We start from the raw sequence: 16830 nt of genomic DNA, 5'->3' as shown, positions 1-16830 counted from the left end.
GGCTCGCGGTCATCGAGGGCGGGCCGGACGCAGCAGGACGGGGCGCAGTCTGCTGTAGCCGCGGACCGACACCGGGCGCAGCACCCTCAGGTCGTACGCCGTCGTGCCCGCCAGCTCGCCCGCGAACGCCGTGTCGACGAGCACGGTGTCGGGGCGGGCCACCGCGGTGAGCCGCGCCGCGATGTTCACCGCTGCTCCGTACACGTCGCCGAAGCGGTTGAGGACCGGACCGTGGGCCAGCCCGGTCCGCAGGTGCGGCAGGATCTGCTCGCCCTGGGAGCGGGCGGTGAGTTCCAGTGCGACGGCCGCGGCCTCGGACGCCGACTCGCACACGAAGAGGACCTCGTCGCCGATCGTCTTCACCACCCTGCCCCGGCCCTCCGCGATCACGTCGCCGGTCAGGCTCTCGAACCGGTCGAGGACACGGGCGAGTTCACCGCTGTCCAGCCCGCGGGTCATCCGCGTGTAGGCGACCATGTCGGTGAAGCCCACGGCCAGATGACGGACGTCGGCACCCTCGTGCGGCGGTGCGGAGTCGTCGTCGAGCATCCGGCCCGCGTAGGCCGCGAGATGGCGGCGCCACACATGCCGCTGCAACAGCTCCAGCTCCGGCAGCAGCGCCGCGGCGTGCTTCATCAGGGCGGCTTCGCCTTCGGGGGCGCCCGGGTCGCGGTGGAGCCAGTTCCAGAGGGTGTGCATCTGCCAGTCGGCGAGCCGGGACAGGTGGTGGCCGAGTGCGCGGGCCATCATCGTCTCGCTCTCCTCCGTGATGAGGCCGGCGGCGATGAGGCGTTCGCCCGCGCGCAGCGCGTCCACATCGGCGTCGGTGAACACCCGCGCGTCGTCGTCGACCACCGGGAAGCCGAGCGCACGCCAGATCTGCGCCGAGCGCTCGGGCCGCACGCCCGACCGTTCGGCGATGTCCGGTCTCGTCCACAGGCGGCCACCACCGAGCAGCAACTCCTCGATGACACGCGGCAGTTCATCGGCCCCGGACGGGCCGGTGGCCCCCGGCACGGGCCTCGGCTCCGCCGCGCTCATGTGGTGTGCACGATGAGCACGTCGAGGCCGGCCTTCCTGGCGATGTCCGCGGGCACCGAGCCGAGGATGCGTCCGGTGAGCGAGCGCAGTCCCCGGTTCCCGACGACGACCAGGTCGGCGGAGCACTCCTGGGCGACCCGGACCAGCGCCGGAACCGGTTCGTCCTGCACCGCGACCGACCGTACGTCCGCCGCGCCCTCCGCCCGCGCCTTGTCGCTCGCGACGCGCAGCGTGTCCTCGGCGGGCGCCGAGCCCACCACCTGGTACGCCTCTGCCCCCAACTGGTCCTGTGCGGCGCTCAGTTCGGTCCCGCGCATCGGGGAGTACGCGCAAGCGATCACGAGCTCGGCCTCGCAGGCGGCGGCGAGCCGGGCGGCGCTCGCGACCGCGGCGAACGACGACTCCGAGCCGTCCGTTCCGACCAGGACAGTCTGATAGGCGACCAAGGCAATCCCCTTACCCAGTAGTAAACTTACCCCGAAGTAAGGTAGGGCGTGGTGCATGTCCTGGGCAAGACGTGACGGAGTAGGTCTTGGAAGGTGTGCGTCGCCCGGCGCCCGGAAAGCCTTGGGCTGTCCGCCGACACCCCGGAGCGTGATCTTGCCTGAGCTGACCTTCGTCATCGGAACGGGCCGCAGCGGTTCCACCGCCCTGTCCCGGATCCTCAACACGCACCCCGACGTACTGAGCCTCAACGAGTACATGGCCTCGGTCGGTGACACGGCCTTCCCCGAAGGCCGGTTGCCGGGAGCGGAGTTCTGGGCAGCCCTTTACCGGCCCACCCCCTACTTCGCGAGCATGATCCGCAGCGACCTGCTGATGCCCGAGTTCCTCTACACGCGCCGCCCCGGGCGTTACACGGCGCGGACCACCGGGATCCCGGCCCTCTCCCTCATGGTGCTGCCCCACCTCACCGACGACCCCGACGCACTCCTCGACGAGATCCGCGCGGCGGTCGTCGGATGGCCCGACCGGAGCGCGGCCGAGCACCATGAAGCGCTGTTCACGTGGTTGAGCGCACGCTTCGGACGGAGCGCCGTCGTGGAACGCTCCGGCTACTCGACGGGGTGGGCGCCGAAGCTGCGAGCCGCCTTCCCGTACGGGAGGTTCGTCCATCTGCACCGGAACGGGCCGGACTGCGCCCTGTCGATGAGCCGCCACCCCGGCTACCGCGTGATCACCCTGATGCGCGAGATCAGAGACCGTACGGGCGTCGAGAGCTTCGGCGACCTGACACCCGAGCACGTACGCGCGCTGCCCCCGGATCTGGCCCCCCTGCTGAACGAGCGCTTCGACCCCGCGCTCGTACGCGACCGCGACCTCCCGCTGCGCCGCTTCGGGGCCCTGTGGTCCGAACTCGTCACCCAGGGCGCACACTTCCTGGACACCCTGCCTGCCGGCCGGCGCGCGGTGCTCGCCTACGAGGACCTCCTCGACGACCCCCGGGCGGAGCTCACCCGGCTCGCCGCGTTCGTCGGGGTCGAGCCGCACGCACCGTGGCTGGACAGCGCCTGCGCCCAACTCGACGACAGCCGCCGGGGCAGCGCGGCGCGGGAACTGACAGCCACGCAACTGGACGAGCTGACGGCGAGCTGTGCCCCGGGCGCACGGGAGTTGGGCGCGGGACGTTAGACGTCGGCGTGGGGGACGAGGGCCGCCAGGTGCGGCGTGGCGAGGTCCCGGAGGATCCGGCGGAGCGACCGGCCGCGATCGACTTCGCCACGCGTCAGGGCCGTGTGCTCCGTGCCCGGTGGTGCCGATGGGTGCGGATTCCGGCGGGGTTCGCCGTGCTGGCGTGGCTCGTGAACGCGGTACTGCGATACGTTCCTGGTGGGTGTGTTCCTGGCCAACCCGCTCACGCCGCGCCTGGAAGAGGAGGAGCAGAACACACCTGACGTCGAGCACTCGGGCCGCGTCTACTCGTAGCGCAGGCGCAGCGACTCGCGTTCGGCGTCCTCGATCTGCTCGACGGTCAGGTCGGGCAGGTTCAGCTGGGACAGTGTCACCTGGGCGCTGCTCGGCTGCTCCTCGGCGGACAGCCATCGCTCCGGTCGCCAGGCGTCGGCGCGCATCAGCGACTTCGGGCAGTGCGGATAGATCTGGTCGATCCGGACCACGATCGCCGTGACGGGCGGCTTGCCCACAGGTGTGAGCCGGCTGAGCAGCTCCGGGTGCGCCGAGACGCAGGCCCGGCCGTTGACGCGCAGCGTGGTCGGGCGGCCGGGGACGAGGAAGAGCAGGCCGGCATGGCCGGTCCGCACCACGTTGTGCAGGGTGTCGAGCCGCTTGTTGCCGGTCGCGTCGGGTATCGCCAGGGTCCGCTCGTCGAGCACCGAGACGAACCCGGCCGGGCCACCGCGCGGGGTCACGTCCGCCCGGCCCTCGGCGTCGGCGCTGCCGATGAACACCAGCGAGGAGCAGCCGATCAGCGCCCGGGTCTCCTCGGTGAGGCGGTCGGTCTCCTTGCGGAGGGAGTTCGGGTTCGGTTGCGGGTAGAGCTCGCGCAGTTGGTCCGGGCTGGTCAGGGCGTCGGCCCGGAGGGCTTCGAAGAGGAGGCCGGTGGTCCCGGTGTCGGTCGTCATATGGACGACATTAGAAGACGACCGGCGAGGTGGCCGGGGTGCGGCGGCGGGAAGACCGGATCGGCGGGGGGCGGAGATGCCGAGGGTGGGGACCGTGGTCCTGGCGAGCCGCTCGGTGCGGTCGAGACCGGGCTGACCGGCGCTGGCGTAGACGGCGTCGAACGGCAGCTCGCCGGCAGGCCCACCGTCGTACGTGGGTCGTCGGCGAGGCGCAGCCGCAGGACGTGGACGAACATGACCGCGGCCAGGTGCTCGGCGACGAAGGAGGAGCCCGTCCTCCTGTGCGGCAAATCCTCGCTGATCCGATCCAGCGCCCACCGCAGCGGCGCTCGCACCTCAGGGCTCGGCGTCTCCGTCAGTCTGGCCCAGCGCGAGGCTGCCCACGTGCAGCAGACTGTGCCGGTGCGGTCCCAGGAAGGCGGCTGCGGCGGTGGGGCGCATGATGCCGGTGGGGCAGGCGGCCAGGCCCAGGTCCGTCGCGGTGAGACACATGGTCTGGAGCAGGCAGCCGGTGTCGCGGTAGACGAGGCTGAGCGCGAGCCCCTCGTACTTCCAGCCGGTGCGGGCGGCGAGGGAGGCGAGGTAGAAGCTGACGGGCGGTGCCTCGTCCAGGTACCCGGGGGCGGTGGCCGTCTCGTGCAGGAGGGCCGCCGCGTTCTCGTCCCACGGGGACAGCCGGTGCAGCGCGTGGTCGAACGGGTCGTAGTGGTGGATACCGGGGGAGAGCCCGGCGACGTCGCGCGCGAGGACGTAGATCTCGACGCTGTGCCGTCCGCCGCCGGACGGTGACGGACGCCGGGTCTGTTCGTATGCGGCCGGGCCGAGGCGCTCCCGTACGCGCGCGGAGCGGGCGAGGAACGCGCCGAGCAGGTCGAGGGGGAGGGGCTCGGGGGCGAAGGCGCGCAGGCAGCGCCGTTGTGAGAGCACCGTGCGCAGCGGACGGCTGGGGAAGTCGTCGTCGCCGCCGAGTCGTACGGTCTCGTCGGCTTCGGGGTGGTGGAGGCGTGCGGGAGGCGGCTTTCCGCGCTGGGTGTGCGGGGCGGGGCCGCGGGCGGCTCGGGCGTGGGCGGCGAGTTCGTAGGGGGTCAGTCCGTGGGCGGCCGGGGCCGGGCCGGCGGAGGTGTGGATGATGCCGGCCGCGGCCAGCTGGTCGAGATGGCGCCGGGTCGTTTCCGCGTCCTTGCCGTCGCCGGGCCACAAGGTGTGCGCCTGTTCGGCGGTGAGCGGGGCGGCGAGGACGTCGAGGAGGGAGAGCAGCGGCGGGCGGGCGGTGAACGTGCGCCAGCGGCGGCAGTCGACGAGGACCGCGCCCGATCCCTCCTGCCATTCGAGCACCAGGTCGGGGTTGCGCCGGTAACGGATCTCGTCCGGAGTCCGCTGCGGCGGGGCGGACGGTTCGCAGGGCTTCACATGTCTCCGGTTCCGTGGGCGTGGCAGGCGGCCGGTGCGGCGCGCGGGGTCACATGAAGGGCAGCGGCAGCGGGTTCAGCTCCTCTTCGCTCAGCGGGATGCTTCGGGCCCCCATCGCGACCGGTGCCTCGAAGACACGGGGGCCGCCGCGGCGGTGGAAGTCGCTGCGCAGGGTGATCGGGCACAGCCCCGGCACCACGGTCCTGACGACCGTCACACCGCACTCGGCGACATCGACGGGGGTGATGTCCACGGCGACCGCCTCATAGCCGCGCCGGGCCAGGCGTTGTATGCCCTCCGCCACGTCGGCGGGGAACCCGGCGCCCGGCCGCGCGGCGGCGGCCGCCCGCACCGGGCCCTCGTCCCAGAACGCCAGGTGCCGCACCCGGTCGGGCGCCCAGTAGTAGAGCGAGAACTGCTTCAGCGTCGTCAGCACGTCGTCCGGGCCGGGGATGCCCTCGCCGTCGTCGAGGTGCTCCTGCCACAGCCGGGCGCCCGCCCAGCCGAGACAGCCTTCCTCCAGGGCGCCGAGCAGGGCCGCCTGCGGGTCCAGGTCGGCGCGTGCGGCGTGCGTGGTGACGGGGCGCCGCCCGGTGTGCCGGAGGAAGCGCACCCCCACGGCGGGGATGCCGAGGTCGGTGGTGAGGTCCTTGGCCATGACCGACACCCCTTGCGCGCGGACCCGGACGACGAGGTCCCGGGCCGGTCCCTCGGGCAGCGCGTCGAGGTCGAGGGTGGGCAGGGTCAGCCGGTTCGCCCAGAACAGCACGGTCGCGTCCCGCTCCACCGCCTCCATCAGACCGCCGTACACCGCGTGGTGGTAACTGCCGCCCGCGGCAAGGCCGGTGGAGATCGGGTCGTACCAGGCGCGGTGGCCCGGCGGGAAACGGTAGGGCAGGTAGACGGCGCACGCCGGTACGTAGCGGATGGCGCCCGTGCTCAGCGACCGGCCCGGAATCCAGTCGATCTCCGCGTCCGGGTCGCAGGGGGCGAGGCGGTCCAGCCGGGCGTACTCCGCGGGCGAACCCAGCGGCAGCGTACGGGGATCGACCGCGTCCTCGCCCAGCGCCGCGAAGGACGCGCGCAGGAGCTTCGCGGGGTCGTAGACACCGGCCGCGTATCGCTCCATCGTCTCGCCCACCGCGCAGACCCGCGCCGTCACCGGGTCGCTCTTGACCGCGCCGCCGCGCGCCTCGGCGGACACCGGCGAGAACCACCGCGTCTTCGTCATCCCGGCGGTGCGTGCGTACGTGGCGCCGCCCAGCGCGCTGTCCCGCTCCTCCACACGGAGCTGGGGCACCAGGCCGGTGAGCGGGTCGACGGCGCCGCGCATCCGCTCCCAGCCGGCCGTGTCGTCCGCACGGGCCGGTTCCTCGGGCCGTTCGGGCAGCGGGACGACATGGCCGCAGGCCGGGCAGTTCGGCAGATGGAGAAGGGGATGCCCGGTGCGTTCGAGCGAGCCGTGCGCGACTTCCGTCAGGGTGCCGGTGCCCTGTGCGGGCGCGGCGGAGCCGGCCAGGAGCGTGAGCACGGCGTGGGCGAGCAGCCCGACGGTGACGGGCGCGCTCGGCCACGCGGGATCGTGCGCGGCGCCGAAGAGGACGTCCAGGGGCAGATCGGCGATGGCCTGCCACGTGTGGTTGGCGCGCAGCCGCCGTACCACGCACACGGCACACGCGGTGTGGGGCGGCGCGAGCGTGGCGTAGAACAGCCGTGTCGGAGTGCTGAGATACGTGACCATCGGCGTCCCGGTCTCCAGACCGGCCCGTACCCGGGACATCAGGTGTTCCTCGGGGAGGGCGAGGGAGACCACCGTGACGGCCGCCGCGCGCTCCTGCCCTTCGGGCACCGCTCGGACACCCGCGAGCGCCAACTGCGCGCCGAGCTCCGGCCCGAGCGCCTGCGGCGCGACCAGCGCCACCTCGTGGTCGCGGAGCGCCGCCAGCTCTCCGTACAGCGGATGCGCCTCCCGCCCGCTGCCGTGCGCCATTCCGCGCTCGTGCAGGGCGAGCGTCACCTGCTCGGGCACCGAGTCGAGGCGGACGGTCGTCCGGTCGTCCATGTCGGTGGGCGGGGGGAGTCGCAGGGGGACCCGGAGGGTCTCGGTGCTGGCACAGACGTAGAGCCGGTCGTCGCGGGGGACGAGCCGCACATCGGCTCGCAGTTCGTGCTGTGACTCGATCTGGGCGTCCATGTACTGCCTTCCGCGACGAAGAGAGAACCGGGATCCGTACCGCACGGGGTGCTCCTGGCCGCGGCGCTGCGGCCAGGAGCGGGGAGCGGCTACTCCCGGGTCGGCTCTGCCTCGGCCGCCCAGCAGAGGCAGCTGTGCCCGGCGAAGGCGTCCTCGATCTCCGGTAGCGTCATCTCCTCGAACAGGGACTCGGCGGTGATGCCGATCTCCAGGGTCGTCGGTTCCACGATGTCCTCCTTGGGGGATTGCTCAGCTGATGGACCGACGGGCCGCACCGGCACCGAACCAAGTCGAAGGCCCGGTCGCGCCCCGCTCGCTTCAGTGAAGGACCGCCGGACGCCGTGGCACAGACCCACGTCGGCTAACCACCCTGATGGATGGAGTTGAGGCCATGCGGCGCGGCCGGGGGGCGCGAGGAGGCGCGGACGCCGTCCTTTGGGGCCCGTCCAGTAGGTTGACCGTGGTCGTCCTCGTTCGGAAGGACGGCCGACCCAGGGAGAGCGGGCCCGGATGGTGCAGGCGAAGAGTTACGCCGACTCGGCCGGCAGGGCGGATCTGAACGAGGCGCGCCACGAGGCCCGGAGCATCAGGAGACGCTCGGCCGAACTTCGCCTGCGCGCCCGCGACCTGGTGCGCCAGAGCCGGACACAGCGTGAGGCCCTGAAGGCGACAGCCGCGCTGCTGCGCCGCAGCCGCTGACGGGAGGGGCGGGCGCGCTGCTCCTTCCGGCCGCGCCGCCCTCGCTGAGGACAATGGCCCGGCGGAACGCCGGAGAGCGTGCCGGGGCGCTACTTGCCGTCTACGCGGCCGATCGTCGTTCCCGCGTCGGCGAGGGCGGATACGGCCCTTTTCCAGCCGGTGTCCAGGGAGTCGAGTGCGCTGCGCAGGTAGGCGGTGGTCAGGCGCTGGAGGACGGCTACGCGTTCCGGGTTCTCGTCCGTGGTCTCCGCCGCCTCCCAGTTCGGGATGCCGCCCAAGGAGTGTTCCGCGCCGAACAGGGTGAGCAGGTCGGTGGCTCCGGGGCTGTGCGTGTAGGCGTCGGTGAACCAGTCGGGGCCGCGGCTGGACATCGCGGACCGGTCGTGGTCACCGGCGACCACGAGCGTCGGCGTGGTCAGCTCGGCGAAGGACGGGTTCATGAACGGGAAGTGCTCCTTGGCGAACGGATGCAGCTCGTCGCCGCCGATCCCGGTCGCGGCCAGCAGCACACCGGCCTCGACCCGCTGGTCCGCGAGGTCCTGGCCGGCCTTTCCGTCTGCGTCGAGTATGCGGGCGCCGAGCAGCATCTGGGCCGTCTGCGCTCCCCAGGAGTGGCCGGCGACGACGACCCGGCTCCGGTCCACCCGTCCGGCGAGTCCTGGCACGGCCGCCTCGACGGTGTCGAATCGATCGAGGACGCGGACCAGGTCCGCACGCCGTTCGGTCCAGATCCGTCCGAACTCCGCGTCCTCGAAGGAGATGCCGTTCCGCCGGGAGTCCAGGTGGGTCGGCTGTACGACGACGAAGCCGCGCGACGCCCAGAAGGCCGTCAGCGGGGCGTAGCCGTCGAGGTTCCAGCCGTTGCCGTGCGAGAACAGCAGGACCGGCAGGTTCTCACCGGTCGACGGCGCGGAGGCCCGTACCTCCAGGGGGTAGGCCCGGCCGGGTGCGTCCAGCGCGACGGGGGCGACGGACACGACGCGGTCGCCGGTGCCGACGATCTCGTCCAAGGCGCGCACGATCGGGGTGTCGGTTGATGCGGGGGCGCTGTTGCTCATGCGCTTCATCAGTCCTTCGGGTCTGTCTGCTCCGGGATGGCCGCCGCCCAGCACGAGAAGCGGAGCGGTGCTCCAGATAATATGGAACACTGCTCCGCTTTGCAACGCGGGTGCGCGACGGCAGGTCTGGGGCGGAGACCCTAGTAGTAGCCCTTCGCCCCGTCGAGCAGTTCACGCACGATGTCCGCGTGCCCCGCGTGGCGTCCGGTCTCCTCTATGAGATGGAGGAGCATCCACCGCAGACTGGCCTTGGCGGAGTGGAAGTCGGGGTGGCGGCCGGTGTCGTCGAGGGAGGCCGCCGCCACGATCGCGTTGCTCCGGACGCACTGGGCCTCGTACTCCGTGAGCAGCTGTTTCAAGGGGACGCCGTCGGTGCGCCACTCGGCGTCCTCCTGCGTCTCGTCGAAGGACGGGTTCCGCGTCTTGTCGCCGCCGAGGAACACCACGTCCAGCCAGGTGTGCTCGACCCACCGCATATGGCTGACGAGCCCGGCCATCGTCATCGCCGGGGAGGTCGGTATGACGGAGCGATGCGCGTCGGCCTCGCTCAGCCCCTCGCATTTCCAGCGCAGGATCTGCCGTTGCAGATCGAGCCAGCCGATGATCGCGGTGCGCTCGTCGGCCTGGAAAGGGGGACGCTCGAGTGAAGGTGTCATGCCCGCACGGTAGGGCGCTCGGTCGGCAACCGCCGCCGCATTTACGGCTGATGGCCCGTCGGACACCAGTCGGCCGCCACCTCGCGCGCGATACGACGCCACTGCCGCTCGCCGCCGGGCAGCGGCCAGGCCCAGGTCGGCTGCGGTGCGGTGGCCAGGTCGTGGAGGACGCGGGCGAGGTGGGGCCCGGCGCCGGCGGCACCGTCCGGGGCGGCGGGGCCGTGCACGGCGCGCAGTCGCGAGGACCCCGCTCTACGTGATCATGGGCAAGCGCAGTCTGCTCGTACACCCGGAGCGGCAACCGGAGCGGGTGCCGCGCCTGGTGACCGGCGCCCGCACCGAGATCGTCGCCGCGACGGGCCACGGACCGCGGATCGACCACCCCGAGGCGGTCAACGCCCGGATGCGCGACTTCATGGCGGACGTACTTCATGGCGGACGTCGACTCCCGCGAGCCCGCCGCGATCGACACATAGCGGCGCCAGCGGTGGCACAGTGGCGGTATGTGCGGTCGATATGTCTCCACCCGTGGCCCCCAGGACCTCTCCCGCCTGTTCGACGTGCAGGAGTGGCGACCGGAGGAAGTGGTCGAACCGAGCTGGAACGTCGCGCCCACCGACGCGGTGTACGCGGTCCTGGAACGCTCAGCCGGGCACGGGCACGGGCCCGACCGGGCCGGCCGCCAGTTGCGCGCCCTGCGGTGGGGGCTCGTGCCCTCGTGGGCGAAGGACCCGAAGATCGGCGCGCGCATGATCAACGCGCGGGTGGAGACGGTCCACGAGAAGCCCGCCTTCCGCACCGCCTTCGCCAGGCGCCGCTGCCTGCTCCCGGCCGACGGCTTCTACGAATGGGACCCCGTCAAGGACGAGTCCACCGGCAAGACGCGCAAGCAGCCGTACTTCATCCACCCCGCCGACGAGTCCGTGATGGCGCTCGCGGGCCTGTACGAGTACTGGCGCAACCCCGACGTCACCGGCGACGACGACCCCGACGCCTGGCTGATGACCACCACCATCATCACCACCGAGGCCACCGACGAAGCCGGCCGCATCCACCCGCGCATGCCGCTCGCCCTCAACCCCGAGCACTACGACACCTGGCTCGACCCCGCCCACCAGGACACCGACGACCTGCGCGCCCTGCTCACCCGGCCCGCGGACGGCCACCTGAAGACGCTCGCCGTCTCCACCGCCGTGAACAACGTCCGCAACAACGGGCCGCAGCTCCTGGACAGCGCCGGCTGAGCTCAGCCGGCCGGCAGCACATGGTCGCCGACCTTGTCCGTGCTCAGGCACAGGGAGCAGACCGCGGCGCCGTGCGTGATGCAGGCGGCCAGGTCGGGGCGCTCGTAGGACTGGTGGCAGACGTGGCAGTCGAGGGTGACCGCGCTCGGGTTGCCGTCGGGGTCGAGTGCGGGTGTGTCGATGCCGTCGTCGGCGCGGCGCAGGTAGTACCTGCCCTTCGTGACGATCGCCATGACCGGGGTGAGGACGAAGGCGATGACGACCGCGGCGACGGGTGAGTACGGCTGCAGGGTGTCGCCGAGGGCGTGGAAGTACATCGCGATGGACAGGCCGGACGCGGCGACGAAGGAGACCACACCCACCGGGTTGACGGCGTAGAGCATGCCGCGGCGGAACTCCGGGGTGAGCGGGGACAGCTTCAGCAGGTACTTGTTGACGCCGATGTCGGTCGCCACGGTGACGACCCAGGCGATGGCGCAGTTCGAGTAGAAGCTCAGGATGCTGTTGAGGAAGCTGAACATGTCGGCCTCCATCAGCGCGAGCGCGAAGCCGAGGTTGACGAGGACGAAGACCATCCGCCCCGGGTAGTGCCTGGTGACGCGGGTGAAGGAGTTCGTCCAGGCCAGGGAGCCGGAGTAGGCGTTCGTCACGTTGATCTTGATCTGGCTGATCACGACGAGGATCACGGCCAGCGGCAGCACCAGCCAGGAGGGCAGCATCGCGTCGAAGGCTCCCTTGAACTGCTGGATCGGTTCGGGCGCGACGTCCGGACCCACCTCGGCGAGGATGTATACGGCGAGGAAGACGCCGATCGCCTGCTTCAGCGCGCCGAGCACCACCCAGCCGGGGCCGGCCATGACGACCGCGGTCCACCAGCCGCGCTTGTTCGCCTCGGTCTTGGGCGGCATGAAGCGCAGGTAGTCGATCTGCTCGCCGATCTGCGCGATGAGGGAGAGGCAGACGCCGGCGCCGAGGAGTACGGAGGCGGTGTTCACGCCGCCGTCGCCGTCCGTACCGGTGTAGGCGAGAAAGCGGTCGACCGTGCCGGGGTCGGTGGCGACGAGGTAGACGAGCGGGCCGACCATCAGCAGCAGCCAGACCGGCGTCGTCCACACCTGGAGCTTGCTCAGCGCCTTCATGCCGTAGATCACCAGTGGGATCACCATGAGCGTGGAGACCAAGTAGCCCAGCCACAGCGGAAGTCCGAGGCCGAGCTCCAGGCCTTGCGCCATGATCGAGCCTTCGAGGGCGAAGAAGATGAAGGTGAAGCTGGCGAAGATGACGCTGGTGAGGACCGAGCCGTAGTAGCCGAAGCCGGAGCCGCGGGTGATCAGGTCGAGGTCGATGTTGTAGCGGGCGCCGTAGTACGCCAGCGGGAGGCCGGTGACGAAGATGACGACCGCGGCGACGGCGATCGCGAGCAGCGCGTTGCCGGTGCCGTGGGTCAGGCCGATGCCTGCGCCGATGGAGAAGTCGGCCATGTACGCGATGCCGCCGAGAGCGGTGGTGGCCACGACCATGGGGGTCCAGCGGCGGTAACTGCGGGGCGCGAAGCGGAGGGTGTAGTCCTCCAGGGTCTCCCGTACCGCCTGGTCGGAGTCGGCCTTCGGGGTGTCGGTCGTGGTCCGTCGTGACGCGGTCGTGCTCATGCCGGGCCTCCAGGTGGGGGCTCTGGGGTGTGAGTGCTGGGCTGCGTGCGCCGGTCACGCTAGGAATCGGTTGTTACCTGTGATGCGCCTTGTCGTGAACACGATGTTTCCGCCCGGCCCGGACGAAGCGCCTGTCTGCGGCAGTCGAGTCCACGGTTCGGCGACGAATGTCCATGGAGATTCGCCGCCTTGTCACCAGAAGATAACGGGTCTGGTCCAAAACCCCTGTGAACTCAGAGGCGTCGCACCCACACGTGATCCCACCCCGGAGGACCGCATGTCGCCTCGCACGCCCGGCGTCTCCCGCCGCTCGCTCCTCATCGGCACCGCCACCGCGGCGCTCGCCCTGACCGTCCCCGCGACTGCCCCCGCGACCGCCTCCGCCGCGGCGAGGACCCCGAAGGTCCTCGTCATCGGCCTGGACGGCACTCTCCTCAGCAGAGTCCGCGACGCCGCCGCGCCGCGCCTGAAAGCGCTGATGGCCGCAGGTCTGACCGCCCCCAGTGCCCTCTACGCGAACCCGCTCGCGCCCACGCTCTCCGGGCCCGGCTGGTCGACGCTGATCACCGGTGTCTGGCCCGACAAGCACAACGTGAAGGACAACACCTTCACCGGCCACAAGTTCGCCGCGTACCCCGACTTCCTGACCCGCATCGAGACCGCGAAGCCGGGCCTGACGACCTACGCCGTCTCCTCCTGGGCACCCCTGACCGACACCGTCTTCTCCGGGAAGGCCGATACCCGCGTCTCCACGCCGAGCGCCGAGTACGACACCGGCACGACCAGCCGCGCCGTGGCCCAGCTCAAGTCGGCCGACCCGGACGCGCTCTTCGTACAGCTCGACAACGTCGACCACGCGGGACACTCCTACGGCGCGGCGAGCCAGCAGTACCTTGCCGCGATCCACGGCGTCGACGACCAGGTGGGAGAAATGGTCGACGCCCTCGAGTCCCGCAGCACGTACGCGGATGAGGACTGGCTCATCCTGATCACCGCCGACCACGGGCACACCGACGCGGGCGGCCACGGCGGCTCCAGCTGGCAGGAGCGCCAGACCTTCCTCATCGCGGTCGGCTCCACGGCGACGGCAGGCTCCACACGCCACGACGTGAAGATGCCCGACGTAGCGGCCAGCGCCCTCGCCCACCTCGGCATCGCCATCGACCCGGCCTGGGGCCTGGACGGCCGCCCCGTCCAGCAGCCGAGCGCCGACGCCTTCGACAGCCTGCGGGCGAAACTCACCGGCCCCGCCGACGAGACGGGCATCGGCGCGGGCGTCGCCGGCTTCACGCACACCCCGCCGAGCGGCTGGTCGGTCGACAACTCCGCCATGGGCGCGGGCGGCGTCACCGAGTGGCGCGGCTGGACCTTCACCACGGACGAGTTCTGGACGAAGACCGAGCGCGACCAGCAGCGCGAGTCCAACATCAGGGCCCGGAACGTCTTCGCCGTCGCCGACGGCGACGAATGGTCCGACAAAGCCGTCTCGGGCACCTTCGACTCGACGCTCGTCAGCCCCGACCACCCGGTCACCGGCGGCCGTCCGGCGACTCTCACCTACACCACTTACTACCGGCACGAATCCCCGCAGAAGGGTGAGGTGCTCATCTCCTACGACGGCGGGACCCCGGTCTCCGTGAAGACGTACACGGCCGACACGCCCTCCCGCACCGAACACATCACTCTCCAGGTGCCCAGCGGGGTCAGCAGGGCGAAGGTGCGATTCCGCTACACCGGCGGCAACAACTGGTACTGGACGGTCGACGGGGTCGGGATCAGCCAGACCTGAGACCCGGCGTGCGGTGTACTCCTCGGATGGACGGACCGAACACACCGAGCACACCACGCACCCCGAGGACTTCCTGGCGCAACACCACGCACGACTGGGCGGGCACCGTCGACCTCGACCACCTCGCGCGCATCCGTCACCGCCCCGCCGCGTTCGCCCCCGGCGGACTCCCGCACCTGATCCTCGAAGTCGTCGCCTACGCGGCGGACGAGGCCGAGGGCGGCGCCGGCGGGCAGTGCCGGATCACGCTGCTCGCCGACGGCTCCGTGGCCGTCGGCGACGACGGGCGGGGCACCGACACACGGCTCGACGAACACGGTCAGGTCGTGAAGAAGCCGGTGATGGCGACGAAGGACCTCCGCTTCTTCGACGACCCCGCCGCGCCGCCGCTGCCCGACACCCACCCCCGCCGGGGCATGTCCGTCGTCGCCGCGCTCAGCACGTGGCTCGTCCACACCAACCGGCGCCGCGACGGATCCTGGACCCAGCGCTACGCACACGGTGTGCCCGCCACCGGCCTGGAACCGATCGCCGACGACGGCACGACCGGGACCGTCGTCCATTTCCTGCCTGACGCGGCTCCGGGTACGGCCCGCCACCTCATGGCCGGCGAACTGGCACGGCTCACCGCCGCCTGGCCACAGCTCCGCGTCCGGATCGACGATCGGCGCGAGGGATGAACGAGGGTCAGGGGGCGGGCCAGGCGACGTCGGTCTCGACGGGGGCGGTGTAGTCGACGCCGGGCACGGAGAAGCCGTAGAGGCGGCGGACCTCGTCGCCGAACCAGTCGAGTTCGGCGAGTTCGGCGAGGGAGTCGCCGGTGACGAGGGACCAGCGTTCCGCCACGGCGTCCTGCACGGCGGGGTCGAGCTCCCAGGCGTCGAGACGGACCCGGCCCTCGTCGTCGAGGACGAGGGGCCGGACGCCGGACAACTGGTCCCACAAGTCGGCCAGTTGGCCGATCGGGGGCACCATGGCGTCGCCGAGAACGCCGCGCAGCAGCCCGACGTACAGGGCGATACCGGGGATGGCGGTGGAGGACTGGGTGACGGCGGCGGCGTTGACCGAGGTCACGGCCCGGCCGCCGACGGTCTTGGCGAGACGCTCGTGCAGCGTGCGCGCGGTGGCCTCCAGATGGGCCTTCGCGGCGCCGATGGTGCCCTGCCGGTAGATCGCCGCGGTGAGCGGCGAGCCGATGTAGGACAGGGCGGCGGTGGTGAAGCCGTCGGCGAGCAGGGAGCGGTCAGCCAGGAAGGCGATCCACCGTTCCCAGTCGGCGCCGCCCATCACCGCCACCGTCTGCTCGATGTCGTCGCCCCCGGCCGGCGCCGTGGTGACGTCCTTGACCTCCGGGGCGCCGTCCTCGTCGAAGACCAGCGTCTTGGTGGTGTACGGAGCGCCGATGGGCCTGAGGACCGAGGCGTGTACGTCGCCGGTGTCCGGGTCGGTGCGGCGGGGCGCGGCCACCGAGTAGATCAGGTAGTCGAGCCGCCCGCCGAACCGCTCCGCCAGAACCCCTGCCACCTTCTCCTTCATGGTGTCGCTGAACGCGTCACCATTGAGGAAGACCATGTCCCGCCCATGCTGCCGGGCGAGCCGGGCGGTGGCGGCGGTGCGGTACCAGCCGGCTGTTCCGGTGCGGCGCGCGGGCGCCTTCTCGAAACACACGCCGATGCCACGGATGCCGGTCCGGGCCAGGCCCGCGACGGTCGCGGCCAGGCCGTACCCGGCCGACGAGCCGATGACCAGGGCCACCGGCCCGTCGTCACCATCGCCGTCGACACCGGCCGGGGACGGTGCGGGAACGGCCCGCCACATGTCGTCGACCAGTTGCTCGCAGCCGCCCGGATGGGAGTCGAGGAAGAGGAATCCCCGGCTCTTGGGCGCAATGACACGTTCGCTCACGGTGGTGTCCCCGATGTCGTCGCGGAAAAGGACGGGGCGGCCGCCTCGGCCACCCTGTCCCGCAAGTCTGCTGCTCCGCGCGGGAACCCGGCGATCTCCGTCGCCACAACGATGGGCGGCCGGGCTTGGCGGGTTCCCCACTGGCCTCGGCCACGGAACCACCGCCACCGGGCACCCTCAGTTGATGATCTCGGCGCGTTCGTCGGAACGCATCGCCGTCAACCGCTCCCGCCACATCCGGAGCGCCTCGGGCGTCTGCCGCGTCCAGTCGGTGACCTCGCCGACTATCCGGAGCGCGTCCCTGCTGCGGTAGGAGCGGGTGGGGTTGCCGGGGAACTTCTTGTCGGTGACGTTCGGATCGTTCTCGAACTCCCCGGTCGGCTCGACGACGTACACCCGGGGGGCCGCGTCGCCGACGGCCAGCTCGGCGGCGAGGCCCGCGCCGTCGCGCAACGCGGTGAAGTAGATGTGGTTCATCACGATCTCGGGCCGGTAATTGGACCGGAAACCCGCGGTGAGATGGTCGCCGACCCGCAGATCGGCCTTCGTCCCGTGGAAGAAAGGACCCTCGTCCAGCACCTCGCGCATCGCGGCAGGCTACCA

General features: G+C 71.5%; 17 protein-coding genes. 5 read left to right on the top strand and 12 right to left on the bottom strand.

Annotated features, from left to right (window positions below):
• Nucleotides 1–9: 9 nt before the first annotated feature.
• Together ACH4RC_RS26915 and ACH4RC_RS26910 are read right to left on the bottom strand one after the other, a co-directional pair.
• Nucleotides 10–1041, bottom strand: coding sequence for an adenylate cyclase regulatory domain-containing protein (locus tag ACH4RC_RS26915; protein WP_398205525.1), 1032 nt, complete (start codon nt 1039–1041; stop codon nt 10–12).
• Nucleotides 1038–1487, bottom strand: a complete 450-nt coding sequence (locus ACH4RC_RS26910) for a universal stress protein (RefSeq protein ID WP_398205523.1) — start codon at nt 1485–1487, stop codon at nt 1038–1040. The genes ACH4RC_RS26915 and ACH4RC_RS26910 overlap by 4 nt, the downstream gene beginning before the upstream one ends.
• A 148-nt stretch (nt 1488–1635) precedes the next feature.
• On the opposite strand from ACH4RC_RS26910, the gene ACH4RC_RS26905 reads away from it, so the two are divergent.
• Nucleotides 1636–2673 (top strand): sulfotransferase, encoded by a 1038-nt coding sequence (locus ACH4RC_RS26905; protein ID WP_398205522.1) that lies wholly within the window; start codon nt 1636–1638, stop codon nt 2671–2673.
• A 284-nt stretch (nt 2674–2957) separates the two neighbouring features.
• On the opposite strand, the gene ACH4RC_RS26900 is transcribed toward ACH4RC_RS26905, so the two are convergent.
• The 4 genes from ACH4RC_RS26900 to ACH4RC_RS26885 form a co-directional block, all read right to left on the bottom strand.
• On the bottom strand, nt 2958–3623 hold the full coding sequence (locus ACH4RC_RS26900; RefSeq protein ID WP_398205521.1) for an MSMEG_1061 family FMN-dependent PPOX-type flavoprotein: 666 nt from the start codon (nt 3621–3623) through the stop codon (nt 2958–2960).
• A 336-nt stretch (nt 3624–3959) separates the two neighbouring features.
• Nucleotides 3960–5033: a SagB family peptide dehydrogenase gene (locus ACH4RC_RS26895; RefSeq protein WP_398205520.1), complete on the bottom strand. Its 1074-nt coding sequence runs from the start codon at nt 5031–5033 to the stop codon at nt 3960–3962.
• Nucleotides 5034–5082: 49 nt separating this feature from the next.
• Nucleotides 5083–7227, bottom strand: coding sequence for a YcaO-like family protein (locus ACH4RC_RS26890; protein WP_398205518.1), 2145 nt, complete (start codon nt 7225–7227; stop codon nt 5083–5085).
• Nucleotides 7228–7316: 89 nt separating this feature from the next.
• Complete coding sequence (locus ACH4RC_RS26885; protein WP_398205516.1) at nt 7317–7454, bottom strand: azolemycin family RiPP peptide; 138 nt, start codon at nt 7452–7454, stop codon at nt 7317–7319.
• A 283-nt stretch (nt 7455–7737) separates the two neighbouring features.
• On the opposite strand from ACH4RC_RS26885, the gene ACH4RC_RS26880 reads away from it, so the two are divergent.
• Nucleotides 7738–7926 (top strand): hypothetical protein, encoded by a 189-nt coding sequence (locus tag ACH4RC_RS26880; RefSeq protein ID WP_398205514.1) that lies wholly within the window; start codon nt 7738–7740, stop codon nt 7924–7926.
• Nucleotides 7927–8015: 89 nt separating this feature from the next.
• Here the strand turns inward: ACH4RC_RS26880 and ACH4RC_RS26875 are convergent, their stop codons facing one another.
• The 3 genes from ACH4RC_RS26875 to ACH4RC_RS26865 form a co-directional block, all read right to left on the bottom strand.
• On the bottom strand, nt 8016–8984 hold the full coding sequence (locus ACH4RC_RS26875; RefSeq protein ID WP_398205512.1) for an alpha/beta hydrolase family protein: 969 nt from the start codon (nt 8982–8984) through the stop codon (nt 8016–8018).
• A 140-nt stretch (nt 8985–9124) separates the two neighbouring features.
• Nucleotides 9125–9640, bottom strand: coding sequence for a DinB family protein (locus ACH4RC_RS26870; RefSeq protein ID WP_398205510.1), 516 nt, complete (start codon nt 9638–9640; stop codon nt 9125–9127).
• Between the two features lie 41 nt (nt 9641–9681).
• Nucleotides 9682–9867, bottom strand: a complete 186-nt coding sequence (locus tag ACH4RC_RS26865; RefSeq protein WP_398205508.1) for a hypothetical protein — start codon at nt 9865–9867, stop codon at nt 9682–9684.
• A 276-nt stretch (nt 9868–10143) separates the two neighbouring features.
• Here ACH4RC_RS26865 and ACH4RC_RS26860 point away from each other — a divergent pair, with 276 nt between their 5' ends.
• A complete protein-coding gene (locus ACH4RC_RS26860; protein WP_398205506.1) occupies nt 10144–10884 on the top strand; it encodes an SOS response-associated peptidase in 741 nt (246 codons plus the stop codon).
• A 2-nt stretch (nt 10885–10886) separates the two neighbouring features.
• On the opposite strand, the gene ACH4RC_RS26855 is transcribed toward ACH4RC_RS26860, so the two are convergent.
• Complete coding sequence (locus ACH4RC_RS26855) at nt 10887–12533, bottom strand: purine-cytosine permease family protein (protein WP_398205505.1); 1647 nt, start codon at nt 12531–12533, stop codon at nt 10887–10889.
• A gap of 277 nt (nt 12534–12810) precedes the next feature.
• On the opposite strand from ACH4RC_RS26855, the gene ACH4RC_RS26850 reads away from it, so the two are divergent.
• Together ACH4RC_RS26850 and ACH4RC_RS26845 are read left to right on the top strand one after the other, a co-directional pair.
• The gene (locus ACH4RC_RS26850) at nt 12811–14322 is read left to right on the top strand and encodes an alkaline phosphatase family protein (RefSeq protein ID WP_398205504.1); all 1512 of its coding nucleotides are present in this window, start codon (nt 12811–12813) and stop codon (nt 14320–14322) included.
• A gap of 26 nt (nt 14323–14348) precedes the next feature.
• On the top strand, nt 14349–15002 hold the full coding sequence (locus ACH4RC_RS26845) for an ATP-binding protein (protein WP_398205503.1): 654 nt from the start codon (nt 14349–14351) through the stop codon (nt 15000–15002).
• A gap of 7 nt (nt 15003–15009) precedes the next feature.
• On the opposite strand, the gene fabV is transcribed toward ACH4RC_RS26845, so the two are convergent.
• Both fabV and arr read right to left on the bottom strand, forming a co-directional pair.
• Entirely contained in the window at nt 15010–16227 is a 1218-nt protein-coding gene (gene fabV, locus ACH4RC_RS26840; protein ID WP_398205502.1) for an enoyl-[acyl-carrier-protein] reductase FabV, read from the bottom strand.
• Between the two features lie 177 nt (nt 16228–16404).
• Entirely contained in the window at nt 16405–16815 is a 411-nt protein-coding gene (gene arr, locus ACH4RC_RS26835; RefSeq protein WP_398205500.1) for an NAD(+)--rifampin ADP-ribosyltransferase, read from the bottom strand.
• Between the last annotated feature and the right edge of the window lie 15 nt (nt 16816–16830).

The organism is Streptomyces sp. NPDC016845 (assembly GCF_044332585.1).
GTDB lineage: Bacteria > Actinomycetota > Actinomycetes > Streptomycetales > Streptomycetaceae > Streptomyces.
The sequence above is the reverse complement of the archived record's forward strand: the minus strand, read 5'-3'. Positions and strand labels throughout refer to the sequence as shown.